The following is a 20,032-nucleotide window of genomic DNA, read 5'->3' as shown; positions in this document are numbered from 1 at the left end:
GAGTAATCCTTGTCCGGGAGCGTGCGAGTACAGCCTTTTAACATAGGAGCGGGCGCGCAAGAAGCCGCAGAGTTCGTTGATCCTTGGCGTATCGGGTAGACTTGCCGCCTTTCTCCGTATCAAGAAGCCCGTTCATGGCCCAGCCGTCCACGACTTACAAGTTTGAACTCAACCTCACCGACCTTGATCGCGGTGTGTATGAGAGCGTAAAACAGACCATCGCCCGTCACCCTTCGGAAACCGAAGAGCGCATGACCGTGCGTTTGCTGGCGTATGCCTTCTGGTACAACGAGCAACTGTCCTTTGGACGCGGCCTGTCTGATGTAGACGAACCGGCGCTGTGGGAAAAAAGCCTGGATGACCGTGTTTTGCACTGGATCGAAGTCGGCCAGCCGGACGCCGAGCGCCTGACCTGGTGTTCGCGCCGCACCGAACGCACCAGCCTGCTGGCCTACGGCAGCCTGCGCGTCTGGGAAGGCAAAGTGATTCCGGCGATCAAAAACCTGAAAAACGTCAACGTGGCGGCCGTGCCGCAAGACGTCCTCGAAACCTTGGCCAAAGACATGCCACGGGTGATCAAGTGGGACGTGATGATCAGCGAAGGCACGATCTTCGTGACCGATGACCGCGGCCAGCACGAAGTGCAATTGCAGTGGTTGACCGGCGAACGCGGTTAATCCTCGGCCTGCTTCAATCTTTCCACCTTCAGACTCAGAGACACATCCCCCGCTTATGCGCATCGAACCTCGTCCATTGCCTGAAACCCTGCCTTTTCTGGGCGAAATGCCGACGTTGCTGACACGGTTGTACGCCGCCCGTGGCGTGCAATCACAGGCTGAACTGGACAAGCGCCTGGCGCGGTTGATCCCGTACCAGCAGCTCAAAGGTATCGAGGCCGCGGTGGATTTGCTGGTGCAGGCGCTGGACCAGCGTCAGCGCATCCTGATCGTCGGTGACTTCGACGCCGATGGCGCGACGGCCAGCACCGTCGGCATGCTGGGCCTGCGGTTACTGGGGGCGGCGCATGTCGATTACCTGGTGCCCAACCGCTTTGAATACGGCTACGGCCTGACCCCGGAAATCGTCGAAGTCGCCCTGACCCGCGAGCCGCAGTTGCTCATCACGGTCGACAACGGCATTTCCAGCGTCGAAGGGGTCGCCGCGGCGAAAAAGGCCGGGCTCAAGGTGTTGGTCACCGACCACCACTTGCCGGGCACAGAACTGCCCGCCGCCGATGCCATCGTCAACCCCAACCAGCCGGGCTGCGCGTTTCCCAGCAAGGCCTTGGCCGGGGTGGGGGTGATTTTCTATGTGCTGATCGCGCTGCGTGCGCGTTTGAACAGCCTGGGCCGATACGAACACAGCCAGGCGCCCAACATCGCTGAACTGCTGGATCTGGTGGCCTTGGGCAGTGTGGCGGACGTGGTGCCGCTGGACGCCAACAACCGGATTCTGGTGCATCAGGGCCTGGAACGGATTCGCGCCGGTCGCGCCCGGCCGGGGCTCAAGGCCATTCTGGAAGTGGCCAAGCGCGATCATACGCGCATCACCTCGACCGACCTTGGCTTCATCCTCGGCCCGCGGCTCAATGCGGCGGGGCGTCTGGACGACATGAGTCTGGGCATCGAATGCCTGCTCACCGACGACGCCAACGCCGCGCGCGCCATGGCCGCCCAACTGGACGAGATGAACCAGGACCGCAAATCCATCGAGCAAGGCATGCAGCGCGAAGCACTGGCCCAGCTCAAGGAACTCCCGGTCGACTCGATGCCGTTCGGGTTATGCCTGTTCGACCCGGACTGGCACCAAGGGGTCATCGGGATTTTGGCCTCGCGCCTCAAAGAGCGTTATTTCCGGCCCACCTTTGCGTTTGCCGATGCGGGCGACGGCCTGCTCAAAGGGTCGGGGCGCTCCGTGCCGGGCTTTCACATCCGCGACGCACTGAGCGTGGTCGCAGCGCAACACCCCGACCTGATCGCCAAATACGGCGGCCACGCCATGGCCGCCGGGCTGACCTTGCCGGTGGCGAACTTTGAACAGTTCAGCCAGGCGTTCGATGCCGAAGTGCGGCGTCAACTGCGTGAAGAAGACCTCACCGGGCGCCTGCTGTCCGATGGCAGCCTGACTGTCGAAGAGTTCCACCTTGAGCTGGCGCGTGCCTTGCGCAACGCCGGCCCCTGGGGGCAACACTTCCCCGAACCGCTGTTTCACGGGGTATTTGAGCTGGTGGAACAACGGATCGTCGGTGAACGGCACCTCAAAGTGGTGCTCAAAACCGAATGCGGCAGCGTCAAACTCGACGGCATTGCGTTCGGCATCGACCGCGACGTGTGGCCCAACCCGACCATCCGTTGGGTTGAACTGGCCTACAAGCTCGACCTCAACGAGTTCCGGGGCAACGAAACCGTGCAACTGATGATCGCCCACATCGAACCGCGCTGACCCGCCAGCGGATTTGAACCCCACCTCTTTCAGTGTTGTCGACTAATCTCTGGTAAGCGCTTGGTCGGCACACCGACGTCAAGCCGTCTGGCGTTTGCCCACTGACATGAGAGGTGACCCATGAGCCTGCTGCTCGAACCCTATACCCTGCGCCAACTGACCTTCTTGAACCGCATCGCGGTCTCGCCCATGTGCCAGTACTCCAGTGTCGACGGGTTGGCCAACGACTGGCATTTGGTCCACTTGGGCAGCCGCGCCGTGGGCGGCGCCGGGCTGATCTTCACCGAAGCCACCGCCGTCACCGCTGACGGTCGCATCACCGCTCAAGACCTTGGGCTGTGGAACGACCAACAGATCGAACCGCTGCAACGCATCACCCGTTTCATACGCGCCCAGGGCGCCGTCGCCGGTATTCAACTGGCCCACGCCGGGCGTAAGGCCAGTACCTGGCGTCCGTGGTTGGGCAAACAAGGCAGCGTCAGGGTAGAAGAGGGCGGCTGGGTGCCGGTCGGGCCATCGCCCATTGCCTTCGACCCGCGCCACACCGTGCCCACGCAACTGGACGAACGCCAGATCCAGGACGTCATCCAGGCCTTTGCCGACGCTGCCAAACGCGCGCTCGAAGCCGGGTTTTCGGTGGTTGAAGTGCATGCGGCGCACGGCTACCTGCTGCATCAATTCCTCTCGCCATTGAGCAACCAGCGCCGCGACCAATACGGCGGTTCGTTCGAAAACCGCATTCGCCTGGTGCTGCAAGTGACCGAAGCGGTGCGCGAAGTCTGGCCGCAAGAACTGCCCCTGTTCGTGCGGGTATCGGCCACCGACTGGGTAGAAGACGGCTGGAACCCCGACGAAACCGTCGAACTGGCGCGCCGCCTCAAAGCGTTGGGCGTCGACCTGATCGACGTGTCCTCGGGAGGCACCTCGGCCAATGCTGAAATTCCCGTCGGGCCGGGGTATCAGACGCGTTTTGCAGAAAGCATCCGCAAGGCATCGGGTATCGCCACCGGCACGGTCGGCATGATTACCGAACCGGCCCAGGCCGAGCACATCCTGCGCACCGGCCAGGCCGACCTGATCCTGCTGGCCCGCGAACTGCTGCGCGACCCTTACTGGCCCTTGCATGCCGATGACGACCTGGGCGGCAAACAGGCGACCTGGCCTGCGCAATACCAGCGCGCCACGCATCGCGATCAACCCATCCACGAATCCGACCTGCGCGAATGACCCCGCCCCGGCGTATTCCGCGTGTTTGCGGCGTGCGCCGGGCCACCTTCAGGTTCAATTAAGGTGGGTTTGGCAAGCTCGGTGCAACATCTGGAAGCAAACGAACTGACTGCGTTGCGTGGCCGCGAACTACTCTGTCGGCCTGCTGACTTCCCCCAACCCTGTTGCTAGAGGCTGTGTATGAATACGCGTGGATTGCTCGATCAGTTACTCAAGTCTGGCCAAGAGTTGTTGCAAAACAAAACCGGTGCTGCAAAACCCGGCGCGGGTGCTGACAAAGGCGCACTCGGTGGCTTGCTCAGTGGTTCGGGCGGGTTAGGCAGCCTGCTCTCAGGCGCGGGGGGCGGGGCACTGGCCGCTGGCGCCATGGGCCTGCTGCTGGGCAACAAAAGCGCACGCAAAATTGGCGGCAAAGCCATCACCTACGGCGGTTTGGCGGCGCTGGGCGTTCTGGCCTACAAAGCCTACGGCAACTGGCAGGCCAGCCAGGGCACCGCGCCGCAAACCGAACCGCAAACCATCGACCGCATTCCGCCTGTGCAAGTGGAACAGCACAGCCAGGCTATCCTCAAGGCGCTGGTCGCGGCGGCCAAAGCCGATGGCCACATCGACGCGCGTGAGCGTGAATTGATCGAAGGCGAGTTTGACAAAATCAGTGGCGACTCGGGTGTGCAGGCCTGGTTAAAAGACGAACTGAACAAACCGCTGGACCCGGCCGAAGTGGCACGAGCGGCAAGCACCCCAGAAATGGCGGCCGAAATGTACATCGCCAGCGTGATGCTGGTGGATGAAGAACACTTTATGGAACGTGCCTACCTGGACGAACTGGCCAAACAGCTCAAGCTGGAGCCGGGTCTCAAGGCCGAACTTGAGCGTCAGGTTCACCAGGCGGCCTAGCCGCCGTGTGCTGCACGGGCGTGACGGCGCACTACGATTTGTACGCACGCAATTGCGGGAGGTTTCGTACAGGTTTGCTGATTGATGAGGCTGTTCGGTCACGCCTATAGTTTGCGCTCGCCCCTCGGGGCGACCGGGTTTGGCGACCTGGACAGGATTTTGGATGCGTAATGGTTGTTGTATCTGGCGAAGCGTGTATTTTGCATCGCCATCCTTTATGGCTGCTGTGCGCGGGAGATCTTCGGGTCTGCCGGGTTTTCCTAGATTCTGCCGGTTCGCCAACCCGCGTACAGCAGCCACCTTTGATTTCGTTTGGCGACGGGAAGTGGGTGGCCTAATCGCAAGATCTAGGAGTTGTCTCAATGATTAAGTCCCCGTATATCCCGCTAACCGCTATCGACTGCACCATCCCCGCCTTGCTGATTGACCGAAACGCCCCGCTTGATGTGTTGCATGCCAATGCCACGGCCCGTGTGCTGGCGGTTACCCAATTGATGGAAACCTTTTCCAGCCGCGAGGTGCAGGAGGCAGATGCCGTTGACCTCAAGCATCTGGCAGCCACCGCAGCCGTGTTGCTGCGTGACGGGTGTGATCTGCTCAATGTGTTGGGGTGGCGATTGCAGCCGAGTTGAGTCTTTGCAGACGGCGTTTTTAAACGCCATTTCCCCAGCCGTTTTGCGGGAGCCACTCAAAACCTGAAAACACCTCAAAGGCCCTTTGCTGCTGCCACTCAAATGTGAGAACGCCGCAGAAGCCCCCTTGCTGCTGCCACTCAAACGTGTGAGCACCACAGAAGGTCTGTTACTGCTGCCACTCAACCTTGAGAACACCGCAGAAGGCCTTTTACTGCGGCCACTCAATCCTGAGAACACCGCAAAGGCCCCTCACAGAAGGCCGAGCGCAGGGGGTATGACGGGGGTGACGAGGCAGGATGCCGAGACAGCCGTGCTGGGCCATGGATGGCCCGTCACGGCGTGCCCCCGTCATATCGCCGGAGCGAGGGCACCGTCGAGCCTAGGCGAGGCGGCCGTATGGCAGGGCAAGGCCTTTTTGGTTCCTTTTGTGGCTGTTTGACAAAAGGGACTCGCTGTAAGAGCGAAACCTATCGTTCAGTTAGACGCTGATAACGGATATGTACGCTCTGTTCCTGTTGAAACCACGGTGTACATATCCGTTTGATGTGTGAGGGCCTTCTACGGGTTCCGCCCTTACGGCGGCTCACTTTTGGCAAACAGCCCCAAAAGTAAGCAAAAGGTCCTTGCCCTGCCATACGGCCGTCTCGCTCTGGCTCGACGGTGCCTTCACTCCGGCACTGTTGCGGGGGCACGCCGTGACGGGCCATCCATGGCCCAGCACGGCTGGCTCGGCTCCTGCCGACCCACCCCCGCAACAGCACCTGCGTTCAGCCTGCTGTGAGGGGCCTTTGCGGTGTGCCTGCAATCGCGTGGCAGCAGGGAGACTTTTCAAGATCAAGATCAAGATCAAGATCAAGATCAAGTTCACGAGCACGATCAAGATCCCTTAGGTGCTTCGCTCATCCGTTCGGGATGTAACCCTGTGTACGTTTTTTTAACTGATCCATGTGAGATCGGTCTCAAACCCCGTACGAATCCTCCCTTACCCTCGGCTATACTCCCCCTCATTTCAACGGCACCCCGAGGATCGACTGTGAAGAACTGGACGTTACGCCAACGCATCTTGGCGAGCTTTGCCGTAATCATTGCCATCATGCTGTTGATGATCGTCGCGGCGTATTCACGCTTGGTCAAAATCGAAACCAGCGAAGACAATGTCCGCACCGACTCGATCCCGGGCCTGTACCACAGCTCCATGATCCGCAGCGCGTGGGTCGACAGTTACGTGCAAACCCTGCACCTGATGAATGAAGGCGAGGGCCGTCCCCTGACCAAGGACGAACAAGCGCTCTACACCTCTTACGAAACCCGCCTGGCCAACGAACTCGCCGGCTATCGCGCCACCATCAGCGGTGACGGGGATGAGACGTTGTATGAAGAGTTTGTCGCGCTGCATAAAAAATACGACCAGTCGCTGAACACGGTTCTCGCGCTGTTTGAAAAGAACGACATGCCCCAGGCCCGCACGGTGTTGAACGCGCAATTGACCCCCGACTGGAGCGCCGGTCGGGTGCAGCTCAATAAGGTGATTCAGGACAACCAGAACGCCGCGATCCGGGCCAGTAACAACATCTCCGATGCGGTGCTGACGGCTAAGGCCAGTATGTTGATTTCGCTGGCCATTGCGGTGCTGGCGGCGGGGCTGTTGGGCTTTTTGTTGCTGCGCTCGATCATGTCGCCAATGCAGCGCATTGTCTCGATCCTTGAGGTCATGCGCTCCGGGGATTTGAGCAAGCGGCTGAACCTTGAGCGTAAAGATGAGTTCGGGGCCGTCGAAACTGGCTTCAACGACATGATGGCCGAGCTGACGGCGCTGGTGTCGCAGGCGCAGCGTTCTTCGGTGCAGGTCACCACCTCGGTGACCGAGATTGCCGCCACGTCCAAGCAGCAACAGGCCACCGCTACCGAAACCGCCGCCACCACCACGGAAATCGGCGCCACGTCTCGCGAAATCGCGGCCACGTCCCGGGATCTGGTGCGCACCATGACGGAGGTCACGTCGGCCGCCGATCAAGCGTCGATTCTGGCCGGTTCCGGCCAACAAGGGCTGGCGCGCATGGAGGACACCATGCACTCGGTCATGGGCGCCGCCGATCTGGTGAACGCCAAGTTGGCGATTCTCAATGAGAAGGCCGGCAATATTAATCAGGTGGTGGTGACCATTGTGAAGGTGGCCGATCAGACCAACCTGCTGTCGCTCAACGCCGCGATTGAGGCCGAGAAGGCCGGTGAATACGGGCGCGGGTTTGCTGTGGTCGCCACCGAGGTTCGTCGTTTAGCGGATCAGACGGCCGTGGCCACGTATGACATCGAGCAGATGGTGCGCGAGATTCAGTCGGCGGTGTCGGCCGGTGTGATGGGCATGGACAAGTTCTCCGAAGAGGTGCGCCGCGGTATGTCCGAGGTGCAGCAGGTGGGCGAGCAGTTGTCGCAGATCATCCATCAGGTGCAGGCTTTGGCGCCACGGGTGTTGATGGTCAACGAAGGCATGCAGGCCCAGGCCACCGGCGCCGAGCAGATTAACCACGCGTTGGTGCAATTGGGGGATGCCAGTAGCCAGACCGTTGAGTCCCTGCGTCAGGCCAGCTTTGCCATCGATGAATTGAGTCAGGTGGCGGTCGGGCTGCGCAGCGGCGTTTCGCGTTTTAAAGTCTGATGAGCGTGCCTCTCGCGCCGCGCGAAGCCGTCAAGGCGTCGAAGCAATGCCTGTTTCTGGTGTTTTTTATCGGCACCGAACGCTATGCCTTGCAAGCGGTGGACGTGGTGGAAGTGTTGCCGCGTTTGCCGCTCAAGCCCATTGCCCATGCACCGGCGTGGGTGGCCGGGGTGTTTGCCCATCGCGGGCAGATGGTGCCGGTGATTGATGTCAGTGCCATGACCTTCGGCCAGAGCGCCGTGGCCCGCACCAGCACGCGTTTGGTGTTGGTGCGCCATCACGGTCACTTGCTGGGCCTGGTGCTGGAGCAGGCCAGTGAAACCCTGCGCTGTGAGGTGGCAGATTTTCAGCCTTACGGGCTGGATAACCGCGAGGCGCCATATTTGGGGCCGGTGCGTAAAGACAAGGATGGCCTGTTGCAGTGGATTCGCGTGGATGATCTGTTGACGCCTGCCGTGCGCGGGTTGTTGTTTCCCGAGCAGCACATTGACTTGACCCGGCAGGCCCGCCCATGAGTGCCGATCAACGGTTTTTTGATTTTCTGAAACGGCGCATCGGGCTGGATGTGGCGTCGGTGGGCCCGGCGATTATTGAGCGGGCGGTGCGTCAGCGCTGCACCGCGCTGAACATGCAGGATCACGATGAGTATTGGCAGCGGCTCAATGCCTCGGCCGACGAGCAGCAGGCGCTGATCGAGTCGGTGATCGTGCCCGAGACCTGGTTTTTCCGTTACCCCGAATCATTTGCCACGCTGGGTCGCCTGGCCCGCGAGCGGCTGGCCGCGCAAACGGCTCCGCGGGTGCTGCGCCTGCTGAGCCTGCCGTGTTCGACCGGCGAAGAGCCGTATTCGATAGCGATGGCGATGTTTGACGCCGGGTTTGCCGCGCACCAGTTCAGGGTCGAGGCGCTGGATATCAGCCCGCTTTCGATTCAGCGCGCCCAGCGTGCGGTGTATGGCAAGAATTCGTTTCGCGGTCAGGACATCGGTTTTCGCGAGCGGCATTTCACCCTCGAAGCCGACGGGTATCACGTGTCGGCGCGGGTGCGCGAGCAGATCGAGTTTAAGGTCGGCAATGTGCTGGACCCGGCCCTGACGGCGAGTCAGCCGCCTTATGATTTTGTGTTCTGCCGCAATTTGTTGATTTATTTCGACCTCAAAACCCAACAGCAGGCGCTCGACGCCCTCACGCGTATGACGCGTCTGGACGGGGTGCTGTTCATCGGCCCGGCTGAGGGCAGTTTGCTGCACGGGCTGGGCATGCGTTCGATCAACGCCCCGCAATCCTTCGCCTTTTGTCACAGCCAAGAGCCGCCCGCCGTGTTGCCGAGGCCGGTTGAGTGTACAGCGCCGGTCAAACCTTTGCCGCTGCCGATGGCGCCGGTCAGTCGCCCGTTTGCGGCGCGCCCTCACACACCGCCCCCGCCGCCGGCTCAGGTCGCGCGTGTGCCCGACGAGGCGCCGCGCGGGGTGCTGGAGACCATTGCGCAATTGGCCAATGAAGGCAAAAGCCGTGAAGCCCGCGCCTTGTGCGAACAGGCGTTGCAGCAGCATGGGCCGCAGGCTCAGGTGTTTTATTGGCTGGGCCTGCTCAGCGATGTCGAAGGCCAGACCGCACAGGCCCAAGGCTTTTATCGCAAGGCGTTGTACCTGCAACCCCAACATGCCGAGGCGCTGGCGCATCTGGCGGCACTGCTGGCCTCGCAGGGCGATGTGGCAGGCGCTCAGCGTTTGCAGGCCCGGGCTGCGCGCAATGAGCGGGCCCTTCACAGTGAGCGCAAATCATGAACGGTCTGTCCGCCCAGAGTTTGATCCACACCGAAGCCCAGACGATTGATGATTGCTGGAACCGTATTGGCGTGTACGGCGATAAATCCTGCCCGCTGCTGCCAGCACACATTCATTGCCGTAACTGTTCGGTGTATGCGGCGGCGGCCACGCGTTTGCTCGATCGCTATGCCTTTGTGCAGGACGAGCAGGATTTTGCCGCGCCGCAGGACCTTGAGCACGCCCACGCGACCCGTTCACTGGTGGTGTTTCGCATGGGCGGCGAGTGGCTGGCGCTGGCGACCCGTTGCCTGGATGAAGTCGCGCCTTTGCAGTCGATTCACTCGCTGCCGCACCAACGCTCCCGGGCCCTGATGGGCGTGGCCAATGTGCGCGGCGCGCTGGTGCCCTGCCTGTCGCTGGTCGAGCTGCTGGGGCTGGACCCGACGGTGAGTGTCACGCCCGCGCAGCGGGTGATGCCGCGCATGCTGATTGTGGCCGCGCCCGGTGGGCCGGTGGTGGTGCCGGTGGACGAGGTCGATGGCATTCACAACATTGAAGAGCGTGTGCTCAATACCGCGTCGTTGTCGGGCGAACACGCCAGCGCCATTTTCACCCGGGGTGTCTTGCACTGGAAAACCCGCAGCCTGCGCTGGCTGGATGAAGAGCAGTTGCTCGGCGCGATTACCCGGAGCCTCACATGACCCCCGAGCAAATGCGCGACGCCTCGTTGCTGGAGTTGTTCAGTCTGGAGGCCGAAGCCCAGACCCAAGTGCTCAATGCCGGTTTGCTGGCGCTGGAGCGTAACCCGACCCAGGCCGATCAGTTGGAAGCCTGCATGCGCGCGGCCCACTCGCTCAAGGGCGCGGCGCGGATTGTCGGGGTCGAGGCCGGGGTCAGCGTGTCCCATGTCATGGAAGATTGCCTGGTCAGCGCGCAGGAAGGGCGCTTGTACCTGCAACCCGAGCACATTGATGCCTTGTTGCAGGGCACTGATTTGCTGATGCGCATTGCGACGCCGGGCAATACGGTGACCTCGGCCGACATCGAGGCCTACGTGGCCTTGATGAACCGGCTGGTCGAGCCTTCTGCCCCGACGGCACGGGTGGCGCCACCGCCGTTTGATGTGTCGCAACTGCTGCTTGCGCCTGAGCCCGTGGTGCCTGAGGCACCTGCGCCGGTCGAGCTGGCGCCGCTGCCCGAGCCGGCGGCAGAACCGGCGCGTCGCCCGCAACGCCTGACTGAAGGCGGTGAGCGGGTGTTGCGCGTCACCGCCGAGCGCCTTAACAGTCTGCTGGACTTGTCGAGCAAGTCGCTGGTGGAAACCCAGCGGCTCAAGCCTTACCTCGCCACGATGCAGCGCCTCAAACGCATGCAAAACACCAGCTTGCGGGCGTTGGACCATTTGGGCGATCAGCTCAAGGTGCTGACGCTCACCCCTGAGGCCGAAGAGGCGCTGGCCGAGGCGCGGCGTTTATTGGCCGAGTCGCAGCACGTGCTCAGTGAGCAGACCGCTCAACTGGACGAGTTTGGCTGGCAGACCAGCCAGCGCGCGCAGTTGCTGTATGACACGGCGCTGGCGTGCCGCATGCGTCCGTTCGCGGATGTGCTGGCCGGGCAAGAGCGCATGGTGCGTGATCTGGGGCGCAGCCTGGGCAAACAGATCCGTCTGGAAATTGAAGGCGAGAAAACCCAGGTGGACCGCGACGTGCTGGAAAAGCTCGAAGCGCCCCTGATGCACCTGTTGCGTAACGCGGTGGACCACGGCATTGAACCCCCTGAGCAGCGTTTGCGCGCTGGCAAGCCGGCCGAAGGGGAGATTCGCTTGCGCGCCTCGCATCAGGCCGGGCTGCTGGTGGTGGAGTTGAGCGATGACGGCGGCGGCGTTGACCTTGAGCGTTTGCGCCGCTCTATCGTGCAGCGCCAACTGTCCACCGAGGCCACGGCCGCGCAGTTGAGTGAAGAAGAACTGCTGACGTTTTTGTTCCTGCCGGGCTTCAGCCTGCGCGACACCGTGACCGAGGTGTCCGGGCGCGGTGTCGGGCTGGATGCGGTGCAGCACATGGTGCGCCTGCTGCGTGGCTCGATTGTGCTGGAGCAGGTCAGCGGGCAGGGCAGTCGTTTCCATCTGGAAGTCCCGCTCACCCTGTCGGTGGTGCGCAGCCTGGTGGTGGAAGTCGGCGGCGAAGCCTATGCCTTTCCGCTGGCGCACATCGAACGCATGCGCGATCTGGCGCCTGACGACATCGTGCAGGTCGAAGGCCGCCAGCACTTCTGGCACGAAGGGCAGCACGTGGGCCTGGTGGCCGCCAGCCAGTTGCTGCAACGTCCGCCCGGCCAGAACGATGACGACACCCTCAAGGTGGTGGTCATTCGTGAGCGCGAGGCGGTCTACGGCGTGGCGGTTGAGCGGTTTATCGGGGAGCGCACTTTAGTGGTATTGCCTCTGGACCCGCGCTTGGGCAAGGTGCAGGACATTTCGGCCGGCGCGCTGCTCGATGATGGCTCGCCGGTGCTGATTGTGGACGTCGAAGACATGCTGCGTTCGGTCGACAAGCTGCTTAACACCGGGCGTCTGGAGCGCATCGACCGGCGTAATCGGCACACCGCTGAGGTGGCGCGTAAACGCATTCTGGTGGTCGACGACTCGCTCACCGTGCGCGAGCTGCAACGCAAGTTGTTGCTCAATCGCGGTTATGAGGTGGCGGTCGCGGTGGACGGCATGGATGGCTGGAACGCGCTGCGCGCCGAGCATTTCGATTTGCTGATTACCGATATCGACATGCCGCGCATGGACGGCATCGAACTGGTCACCCTGTTGCGGCGCGACAACCGGCTGCAATCGATGCCGGTGATGGTGGTGTCTTATAAAGACCGTGAAGAAGACCGTCGGCGCGGCCTGGATGCAGGGGCCGACTATTATTTAGCGAAAGCCAGTTTCCATGACGATGCGCTGCTTGATGCAGTGGTTGAGCTCATTGGAGGAGCCCAGACATGAGAATTGCCATCGTCAACGACATGCCCCTGGCGGTAGAGGCCTTGCGCCGGGCGTTGGCATTCGAGCCCAAGCATCAGTTGGTGTGGGTGGCGGGGAACGGCGAAGAAGCCGTGCGCCTGTGCGCCGAGGACACGCCGGACCTGATCTTGATGGACCTCATCATGCCGGTCATGGATGGTGTGGAGGCCACGCGTCGGATCATGGCGCAAAGCCCGTGTGCGATTGTGATCGTCACGGTCGACCGCCAGCAAAATGTGCACCGCGTGTTTGAAGCCATGGGCTTTGGCGCGCTGGACGTGGTCGATACGCCCGCTTTGGGCGCGGGCGATGCCAAGGAGGCAGCAGCGCCGTTGTTGCGCAAGATCATGAACATTGGCTGGTTGATGGGCCAGCAGCCCCCGAAACGGGTGCATCCCGTCGAGAACCAGCCGCGCAAATCCCTGGAGCAGCGCAGGTTAGTGGCCATCGGCTCGTCGGCGGGCGGCCCCGCGGCGCTGGAAACCCTGCTCAAAGGCCTGCCGCGCTCGTTTCAGGCGGCCATTGTGCTGGTGCAGCACGTGGACCAGGTGTTCGCCGCCGGGATGGCCGAATGGCTGAGCAGCTCGTGCGGGGTGAATGTCCGGCTGGCCCGTGATGGCGAAACGCCCCAGGCCGGTACGGTCCTGTTGGCCGGGACCAATCATCACATTCGTCTGTTAAAAAACGGCACGCTGGCTTACACCGCCGAGCCGGTGAACGAAATTTATCGGCCCTCGATTGATGTGTTTTTCGAGAGTGTGGCCCGGTACTGGGACGGTGAGGCCGTGGGCGTATTGTTGACCGGCATGGGTCGCGATGGCGCGCAGGGGCTCAAACTCATGCGCCAGCAGGGGTTTCTGACCATCGCCCAAGACCAGCACAGCAGTTCGGTATACGGCATGCCCAAAGCGGCAGCGGCAATTGATGCGGCTGTTGAAATTCGACCCTTGGACACGATTGCGCCACGCTTGCTGGAGATCTTTCATACATGACTGACACAACCCGGCAGGACTGGCTTGAAGGTGGTAATTCAGGTGAACGCGCATGAATGACTTGCAGATGGACGACGTCAAAACTGACGAAAACGCCGCCATGGTATTGCTGGTGGACGATCAGGCGATGATTGGCGAAGCCGTGCGCCGGGGCTTGGCCCTTGAGCAGAACATCGACTTTCACTTTTGCGCCGACCCGCACGATGCCATTGCCCAGGCCATTCGCATCAAGCCGACGGTGATCTTGCAAGACCTGGTCATGCCGGGGCTCGATGGTTTGACGCTGGTGCGCGAATACCGCAACCACCCGGCCACCAAAGACATCCCGATCATCGTGTTGTCGACCAAAGAAGACCCGTTGATCAAGAGTGCGGCCTTTGCGGCCGGGGCCAACGACTACCTGGTGAAATTACCGGACAACATTGAGCTGGTGGCCCGCATTCGCTATCACTCGCGCTCTTACATGACCCTGTTGCAGCGCGATGCCGCTTACCGCGCGCTGCGGGTCAGCCAGCAACAACTGTTGGACACCAATCTGGTGTTGCAGCGCCTGATGAACTCTGACGGCCTGACCGGGCTGTCCAACCGCCGCCATTTCGACGAGTACCTGGAGCTGGAATGGCGCCGGGCCCTGCGTGAGCAAACCCAGCTGTCGTTATTGATGATCGACGTGGACTACTTCAAGTCTTACAACGACACCTTCGGTCATCTGGACGGTGACGAAGCCCTGCGCAAAGTGGCGGCCTCGATCCGTGATGCCAGCTGCCGGCCTTCTGACCTGCCAGCGCGTTACGGCGGGGAGGAGTTTGCGATTGTATTGCCCAACACCTCTCAGGGCGGTGCGCGGCTGGTGGCTGAAAAGCTGCGTCAAGCGGTGGCGGCGCTGAAAATCCCGCACATTTCACCGACGGATGGCAGCAGCCTGACCATCAGCATCGGCCTGTCTACCATGACCCCGCAGCACAGCGGCAACTGCCGCGACTTGATTTCGGCGGCCGATAAAGGCCTGTACCTGGCCAAAAACAACGGGCGTAATCAGGTCGGAATCGAATAAGGCTCCCGCTCTTGCGCGGCGGCTTCACGGGGGTAAGCCCGTTCGCGGTCGCACACGGGCTGTGCAAGGCGTTAATCCGGTCGCGCAGTCGTGTGCCTGTTCAGCGGCTGCACCGTGGGTATGCGTTCAGGGGCTTTTTTTCCTGAGCAGCAGCAGGCCCGTGGAGTACGCCGTTTTGTAGCGGCCCACGCAATAGTGGGCGTAGAGCTTCTGGTAGTAGTCCGTGATGGCCAGTTCGCGGATGGTTTCGTCAAACTGGTTGCGCACCTTCGCGCTCGCGCCCCAGTGCCAGTCCCGGAAGTCATTGAGGTTCTCGAATTCGACGGTTTCTTCAATGCGCTGTGAGCGGATGATTTCAAAGTCGCTCAATGTGTCCAGCAGGGCTGGGCGGCTGAGCCGGAAATCATCAAACACTACGGGCTCGCCGATACACGGGTATTGATGGCGAATCTCCATCAGCGCCCGCTCTTGAATGAAGCGCTCATCGGGCAAGTAATCGAAGTCGAACGCGCAGGATAAAAACACATGACCGCCCGGTTTGACGGCGGCCGACAGTTTGTCGATCGCCGCTTGTTCGTGGGGCATGAAGCCTTGCAGGCAACCGGCACACACCACGGCGTCGAACACCGGCAAGCGGTCAAGGTTGCACGCCAGAAAATCGCTGACGATAAAGCGCACGTTGGGCGCGGCATGCACCAGATTGGCGTAGGCGATCTTGTCTTTGGAGTGATCGATGCCGACGTATTGCTCGATATTGTTGGCGTCCACAAACAACAGGCTGTTGCCTGTGCCGCAGCCGATGTCCAGCACATTGCCCTGCGGCGTGGCGAACGACAGCAGCAGTTCGAGGCTGCGCTTTTTCACATGCCTTGAATTGCGTTGAAAGCCGTGCGGGCTGGGCCTCGGGTTGTTCATCGTCATGCTCCTGGGGGGAGGTCGCAGGATCAGCCCATACGGGGGCCAATGGGCAGGCCGTGTGTGTTCGGGGCGGTCATGTTTTAGGTATAGCGAGCCGGGTTTGATGTGCAATGCGCGGGCGCGTAGTCCATTTCCCTTAAATCGGGTAACTATTCCCAAGTAACGCTGCGATGAGGTTTGAACGGGCAGGGGGATTGAAGAGGGCGATAACGCCTGCAGGCTGCGGCAAATGGCCTGCATTCCACCGCTGGGCGGGCTGCTGTAACGGTATATTTTCGGTATACTCTTTGGCTTTGTAAAAATCGCCTACGAGTGCCGCCAGCCATGGAAATCAACCCAATCCTTAACAGCATCAAGGACCTGTCAGAGCGCTCCGAAACCATTCGGGGGTATCTTTGACTACGATCAAAAGCATGAGCGTCTGACCGAAGTCAATCGCGAGCTTGAAGATCCGAGTGTCTGGAACAACCCTTCGTACGCCCAGGAACTGGGGCGCGAGCGCTCCCTGTTGGCGCAAATTGTAGAAACCCTCGACGAGATGCACACGGGCCTGGCCGATGCCAAGGACCTGCTGCTGATGGCCGCCGAGGAAGAAGACCAGGCCGCTGTAGATGACGTGTCGGCTGAAGTCGAACGCCTGCGCGAGTCCCTTGAAAAACTCGAATTCCGCCGCATGTTCAGCGGTGAGATGGACGCCAACAACGCTTACCTGGACATTCAGGCAGGCTCTGGCGGCACCGAAGCGCAAGACTGGGCCAATATCCTGTTGCGGATGTATTTGCGTTGGGCCGACAAGCGCGGCTTCGATGCCACCATCATGGAATTGTCCGCCGGTGAAGTGGCCGGGATCAAAGGTGCGACCGTGCACATCAAGGGCGAATACGCCTTTGGCTGGCTGCGCACCGAAATCGGCGTCCATCGTCTGGTTCGCAAAAGCCCGTACGACTCGGGCAACCGTCGTCATACCTCGTTCTCGGCCGTGTTCGTTTCGCCGGAAATCGACGACAACATCGAAATCGACATCAACCCCTCGGACCTGCGGATCGACACTTACCGCTCCTCCGGTGCGGGTGGTCAGCACGTAAACACCACTGACTCGGCCGTGCGTATTACCCACGTTCCGACCAACACCGTGGTGAGCTGCCAGAACGAACGTTCCCAGCACGCAAACAAAGACACCGCGATGAAAATGTTGCGGGCGCGTCTTTACGAGCAGGAAATCCAGAAGCGCAACGCCGCTTCCCAGGCGCTGGAAGACACCAAGTCCGACATCGGCTGGGGTCACCAGATCCGCTCGTACGTACTTGACGCGTCGCGCATCAAGGATTTGCGTACCAACATCGAGCGCAGTGACTGCGACAAAGTGCTCGACGGCGACATCGACGAATACCTGGTGGCCAGCCTGAAACAAGGGCTGTAAGTCGCGCAACAAACGTAAAGTGCGCCGCTGACGCGATGCCTTGAGGGCGCGCCGAAGCCCGCTTCCCCCTGCCGCAAGGCGGGGGCAACGAACCTGTGATGGAATTTTTAAAACATGAGCGACCAACAACTCGACCCGCAAGATTTGCAACAGGAAGAAAACGCCCTGATCGCCCTGCGCAAGGAAAAACTTGCTGCCGAGCGCGCCAAAGGCAACGCCTTCCCGAACGATTTCCGTCGTGACAGCTACTGCGCCGACCTGCAGAAGAAGTACGCCGAAGCGACCAAGGAAGAGCTGGCTGAAGCCGCCATCCCGGTCAAGGTTGCGGGTCGCATCATGCTTAACCGTGGTTCGTTCATGGTGATTCAGGACATGACCGGGCGCATCCAGGTCTATGTCAATCGCAAGACCCTGCCGGAAGAAACCCTGGCCGAAGTCAAAACCTGGGACCTGGGCGACATCATCGCCGCCGAAGGCACCCTGGCCCGCTCCGGCAAAGGCGACCTGTACGTTGAAATGACCCACGTGCGCCTGCTGACCAAATCCTTGCGTCCGCTGCCCGACAAGCACCACGGCCTGACCGACACCGAGCAGCGCTATCGCCAGCGTTACGTTGACCTGATCGTCAACGAAGACGTGCGCCACACCTTCCGTGTGCGTTCGCAAGTCATCGCCCACATCCGCAACTTCCTGATGGCGCGTGACTTCCTTGAAGTTGAAACGCCGATGTTGCAGACCATTCCGGGCGGCGCGGCAGCCAAGCCGTTTGAAACCCACCACAACGCGCTCGACATGGAAATGTTCCTGCGTATCGCGCCTGAGCTGTACCTCAAGCGTCTGGTCGTGGGCGGCTTCGAGAAAGTCTTCGAAATCAACCGCAACTTCCGTAACGAAGGGGTTTCGACGCGCCACAACCCTGAATTCACCATGCTTGAGTTCTACCAGGCGTATGCCGACTACGAAGACAACATGGACCTCACCGAAGAGCTGTTCCGCGAGCTGGCGCAGCTGGTTCTGGGCAGCACTGACGTGCCGTACGGCGACAAGGTGTTCCACTTCGGCGAGCCGTTTGTGCGTCTGTCGGTGTTCGACTCGATCCTCAAGTACAACCCTGAGCTGACCGCTGACGACCTGAACGACATCGACAAGGCCCGTGCCATCGCCAAAAAGGCCGGCGCCAAGGTGCTGGGCTTCGAAGGCCTGGGCAAGCTGCAGGTGATGATTTTCGAAGAGCTGGTCGAGCACAAGCTGGAACAGCCGCACTTCATCACCCAGTACCCGTTCGAAGTGTCGCCGCTGGCCCGTCGCAACGATGAAAACCCGAACGTGACTGACCGTTTCGAGCTGTTCATCGGTGGCCGTGAAATCGCCAACGCCTACTCCGAGTTGAACGACGCGGAAGACCAGGCAGAACGCTTCATGGCACAAGTGGCCGACAAAGACGCCGGTGACGACGAAGCCATGCACTACGACGCCGACTTCGTGCGTGCGCTGGAGTACGGCATGCCGCCCACGGCCGGTGAAGGTATCGGCATCGACCGTTTGGTGATGCTGCTGACCAACTCCCCGTCGATCCGCGACGTGATCCTGTTCCCCCACATGCGCCCGCAAGCGTAACGCTGCTGACTAAAAAGCCGCCGCCAAGGGCGGCTTTTTATTGCCTGTCGAACAGGGGCTAGCCGTAACCACCCGACTTAAGGTCCTCAACAAAGGGAAACATGCGTGAACCTGCCCAAGGCTCAAACGGGTGCCGTCGACGTCGCCACGGCGGTGGCCGAGAGTGTTCAATACCAGGGCCGCAAAGCCAGTCGCCATGGCAGTGAACAGCGGCGGCAACTGATTCTGGATGCGGCCATGCGTATCGTGGTGCGCGACGGTGTACGCGGCGTCCGGCATCGGGCAGTCGCCGCCGAAGCCGGGGTGCCGCTTTCGGCCACCACGTATTACTTCAAGGACATCGATGACCTGATCAACGACACCTTTGCGCAGTACGTCGAACGCAGTGCCGCCTTTATGGCCAAGTTATGGCAAAGCACGGAAGGCAAGCTGCGCGAGCTGGTGGCGTACGGGGACGGCAGCCCGCAGTCACGTTCACAACTGGCTGACGAGATTGCCGCCATGACCGCCCACTACGTGGAGCACCAGTTGGTGACCCGTCGCGATCAGTTGCGCGCCGAGCAGGCGTTCCATCAGGCCGCGCTCCTTAACCCGCGGCTGGCGGTGCTGGTGCGCGCCCACGAGCAGATTTTTCTGCAGGGTACGTGTCAGATCTTCCAGGTGCTGGGCTCCAAACAGCCGCAGCACGATGCCAATGTCTTGACGGCGATTATCGGTCGGATGGAATATCAGGCCCTACTTAATGGCGCGCAGCCAGCAGCCGATGCACAACGGCTCGCTCTCCTTACGCGCTACATGCACTTGGTGTTGGCCGCTCTATAGAAGGATGCAGGCATGAAAGGTTGGCGCGTAATGCTGTTGGCGGTGTCGTTTTTACTGTTGAACGGGTGCCTGGTCACGTTCAAGGAAGCGCCGCTGGTGGCTCAAACGGCGCCTCAGGCCTTGCTCGGCAAATGGACCAGCAAGGACGCCTGGGGGCAAGCGCGACGCCTGAGCATCAGCGCCATCGATAAAACCCACTATCAGGCCGAGGTGTACCCCAAAGGCGAACCCAAGGCGCGTCAACGTTATCGGTTCATCGTCGCCAAACACGGCAGCCGCTGGTACGCCTCGGCCGCCATACCGGCTCGGCTGGGCGGTAATTTCACGCTGAACGGGTTTGAATTGACCGACGGCGGCGAGCTGGTGATCTACGAGCTGGACCTTGAGCAAATCCGTCAGGCCATCGGTCAGTCGGCGCTGGCCGGCGACACGGTTGAAACCGCCGAAGGCGCAGGCGTTCAGATCGACAGCCCATCGTCTACAGTCTTTGCTTATCTGGATGACCCGGCGAATTCCGACGTCTTTGTCGAAACCGCCCGCTATCAGCGCGCGGCCAAGTAACCGCCTTTTT

17 protein-coding genes are annotated in these 20,032 nt (G+C 61.2%); 16 read left to right on the top strand and 1 reads right to left on the bottom strand.

The window, feature by feature from the left end:
• Positions 1–134 precede the first annotated feature (134 nt).
• The 12 genes from IF654_RS17675 to IF654_RS17620 all read left to right on the top strand — a co-directional run bounded on the left by IF654_RS17675 (position 135) and on the right by IF654_RS17620 (position 14,684).
• Complete coding sequence (locus tag IF654_RS17675; RefSeq protein WP_094988811.1) at positions 135–677, top strand: YaeQ family protein; 543 nt, start codon at positions 135–137, stop codon at positions 675–677.
• Between the two features lie 55 nt (positions 678–732).
• Positions 733–2,442: a single-stranded-DNA-specific exonuclease RecJ gene (recJ, locus tag IF654_RS17670; RefSeq protein ID WP_047277341.1), complete on the top strand. Its 1,710-nt coding sequence runs from the start codon at positions 733–735 to the stop codon at positions 2,440–2,442.
• Between the two features lie 120 nt (positions 2,443–2,562).
• The gene (locus tag IF654_RS17665; protein WP_047277339.1) at positions 2,563–3,669 is read left to right on the top strand and encodes an NADH:flavin oxidoreductase/NADH oxidase; all 1,107 of its coding nucleotides are present in this window, start codon (positions 2,563–2,565) and stop codon (positions 3,667–3,669) included.
• 180 nt (positions 3,670–3,849) lie between these two features.
• Positions 3,850–4,566, top strand: coding sequence for a tellurite resistance TerB family protein (locus IF654_RS17660; protein WP_047278322.1), 717 nt, complete (start codon positions 3,850–3,852; stop codon positions 4,564–4,566).
• 362 nt (positions 4,567–4,928) lie between these two features.
• The gene (locus tag IF654_RS17655) at positions 4,929–5,198 is read left to right on the top strand and encodes a hypothetical protein (protein WP_047277335.1); all 270 of its coding nucleotides are present in this window, start codon (positions 4,929–4,931) and stop codon (positions 5,196–5,198) included.
• Positions 5,199–6,234: 1,036 nt separating this feature from the next.
• The gene (locus tag IF654_RS17650; protein WP_047283008.1) at positions 6,235–7,857 is read left to right on the top strand and encodes a methyl-accepting chemotaxis protein; all 1,623 of its coding nucleotides are present in this window, start codon (positions 6,235–6,237) and stop codon (positions 7,855–7,857) included.
• Positions 7,857–8,372: a chemotaxis protein CheW gene (locus IF654_RS17645; protein WP_047277286.1), complete on the top strand. Its 516-nt coding sequence runs from the start codon at positions 7,857–7,859 to the stop codon at positions 8,370–8,372. The genes IF654_RS17650 and IF654_RS17645 overlap by 1 nt, the downstream gene beginning before the upstream one ends.
• Positions 8,369–9,643, top strand: coding sequence for a CheR family methyltransferase (locus tag IF654_RS17640; RefSeq protein WP_194862189.1), 1,275 nt, complete (start codon positions 8,369–8,371; stop codon positions 9,641–9,643). The genes IF654_RS17645 and IF654_RS17640 overlap by 4 nt, the downstream gene beginning before the upstream one ends.
• Complete coding sequence (locus tag IF654_RS17635; RefSeq protein WP_047277282.1) at positions 9,640–10,326, top strand: chemotaxis protein CheW; 687 nt, start codon at positions 9,640–9,642, stop codon at positions 10,324–10,326. The genes IF654_RS17640 and IF654_RS17635 overlap by 4 nt, the downstream gene beginning before the upstream one ends.
• Positions 10,323–12,620 (top strand): hybrid sensor histidine kinase/response regulator, encoded by a 2,298-nt coding sequence (locus IF654_RS17630; protein WP_070415288.1) that lies wholly within the window; start codon positions 10,323–10,325, stop codon positions 12,618–12,620. Before IF654_RS17635 ends, IF654_RS17630 begins: the two co-directional genes overlap by 4 nt.
• Positions 12,617–13,630 carry a chemotaxis response regulator protein-glutamate methylesterase gene (gene cheB, locus IF654_RS17625; RefSeq protein ID WP_047281125.1) on the top strand — a complete coding sequence of 338 codons (1,014 nt, stop codon included), beginning with the start codon at positions 12,617–12,619 and terminating at the stop codon, positions 13,628–13,630. The genes IF654_RS17630 and cheB overlap by 4 nt, the downstream gene beginning before the upstream one ends.
• A 52-nt stretch (positions 13,631–13,682) precedes the next feature.
• Complete coding sequence (locus IF654_RS17620) at positions 13,683–14,684, top strand: response regulator (RefSeq protein WP_094987993.1); 1,002 nt, start codon at positions 13,683–13,685, stop codon at positions 14,682–14,684.
• 126 nt (positions 14,685–14,810) lie between these two features.
• Here IF654_RS17620 and IF654_RS17615 read toward each other — a convergent pair whose 3' ends face one another.
• A complete protein-coding gene (locus tag IF654_RS17615; protein ID WP_169839339.1) occupies positions 14,811–15,599 on the bottom strand; it encodes a class I SAM-dependent methyltransferase in 789 nt (262 codons plus the stop codon).
• Between the two features lie 327 nt (positions 15,600–15,926).
• Here IF654_RS17615 and prfB point away from each other — a divergent pair.
• The 4 genes from prfB (at position 15,927) to IF654_RS17595 (ending at position 20,022) form a co-directional block, all read left to right on the top strand.
• A protein-coding gene (prfB, locus tag IF654_RS17610) for a peptide chain release factor 2 (RefSeq protein WP_097191388.1) occupies positions 15,927–17,022 on the top strand; the annotation gives its coding sequence in 2 pieces (ribosomal slippage) (positions 15,927–15,998 and positions 16,000–17,022; 1,095 coding nt in all).
• Between the two features lie 114 nt (positions 17,023–17,136).
• Entirely contained in the window at positions 17,137–18,639 is a 1,503-nt protein-coding gene (gene lysS, locus IF654_RS17605; RefSeq protein WP_047277273.1) for a lysine--tRNA ligase, read from the top strand.
• 105 nt (positions 18,640–18,744) lie between these two features.
• Positions 18,745–19,461 (top strand): TetR/AcrR family transcriptional regulator, encoded by a 717-nt coding sequence (locus IF654_RS17600; protein WP_047277271.1) that lies wholly within the window; start codon positions 18,745–18,747, stop codon positions 19,459–19,461.
• 12 nt (positions 19,462–19,473) lie between these two features.
• A complete protein-coding gene (locus tag IF654_RS17595) occupies positions 19,474–20,022 on the top strand; it encodes a hypothetical protein (protein ID WP_047277269.1) in 549 nt (182 codons plus the stop codon).
• The last annotated feature ends 10 nt before the right edge of the window (positions 20,023–20,032 follow it).

The sequence above is a fragment of the Pseudomonas lundensis genome, assembly GCF_015377145.2.
Lineage (GTDB): Bacteria > Pseudomonadota > Gammaproteobacteria > Pseudomonadales > Pseudomonadaceae > Aquipseudomonas > Aquipseudomonas lundensis.
The sequence above is the reverse complement of the archived record's forward strand: the minus strand, read 5'-3'. Positions and strand labels throughout refer to the sequence as shown.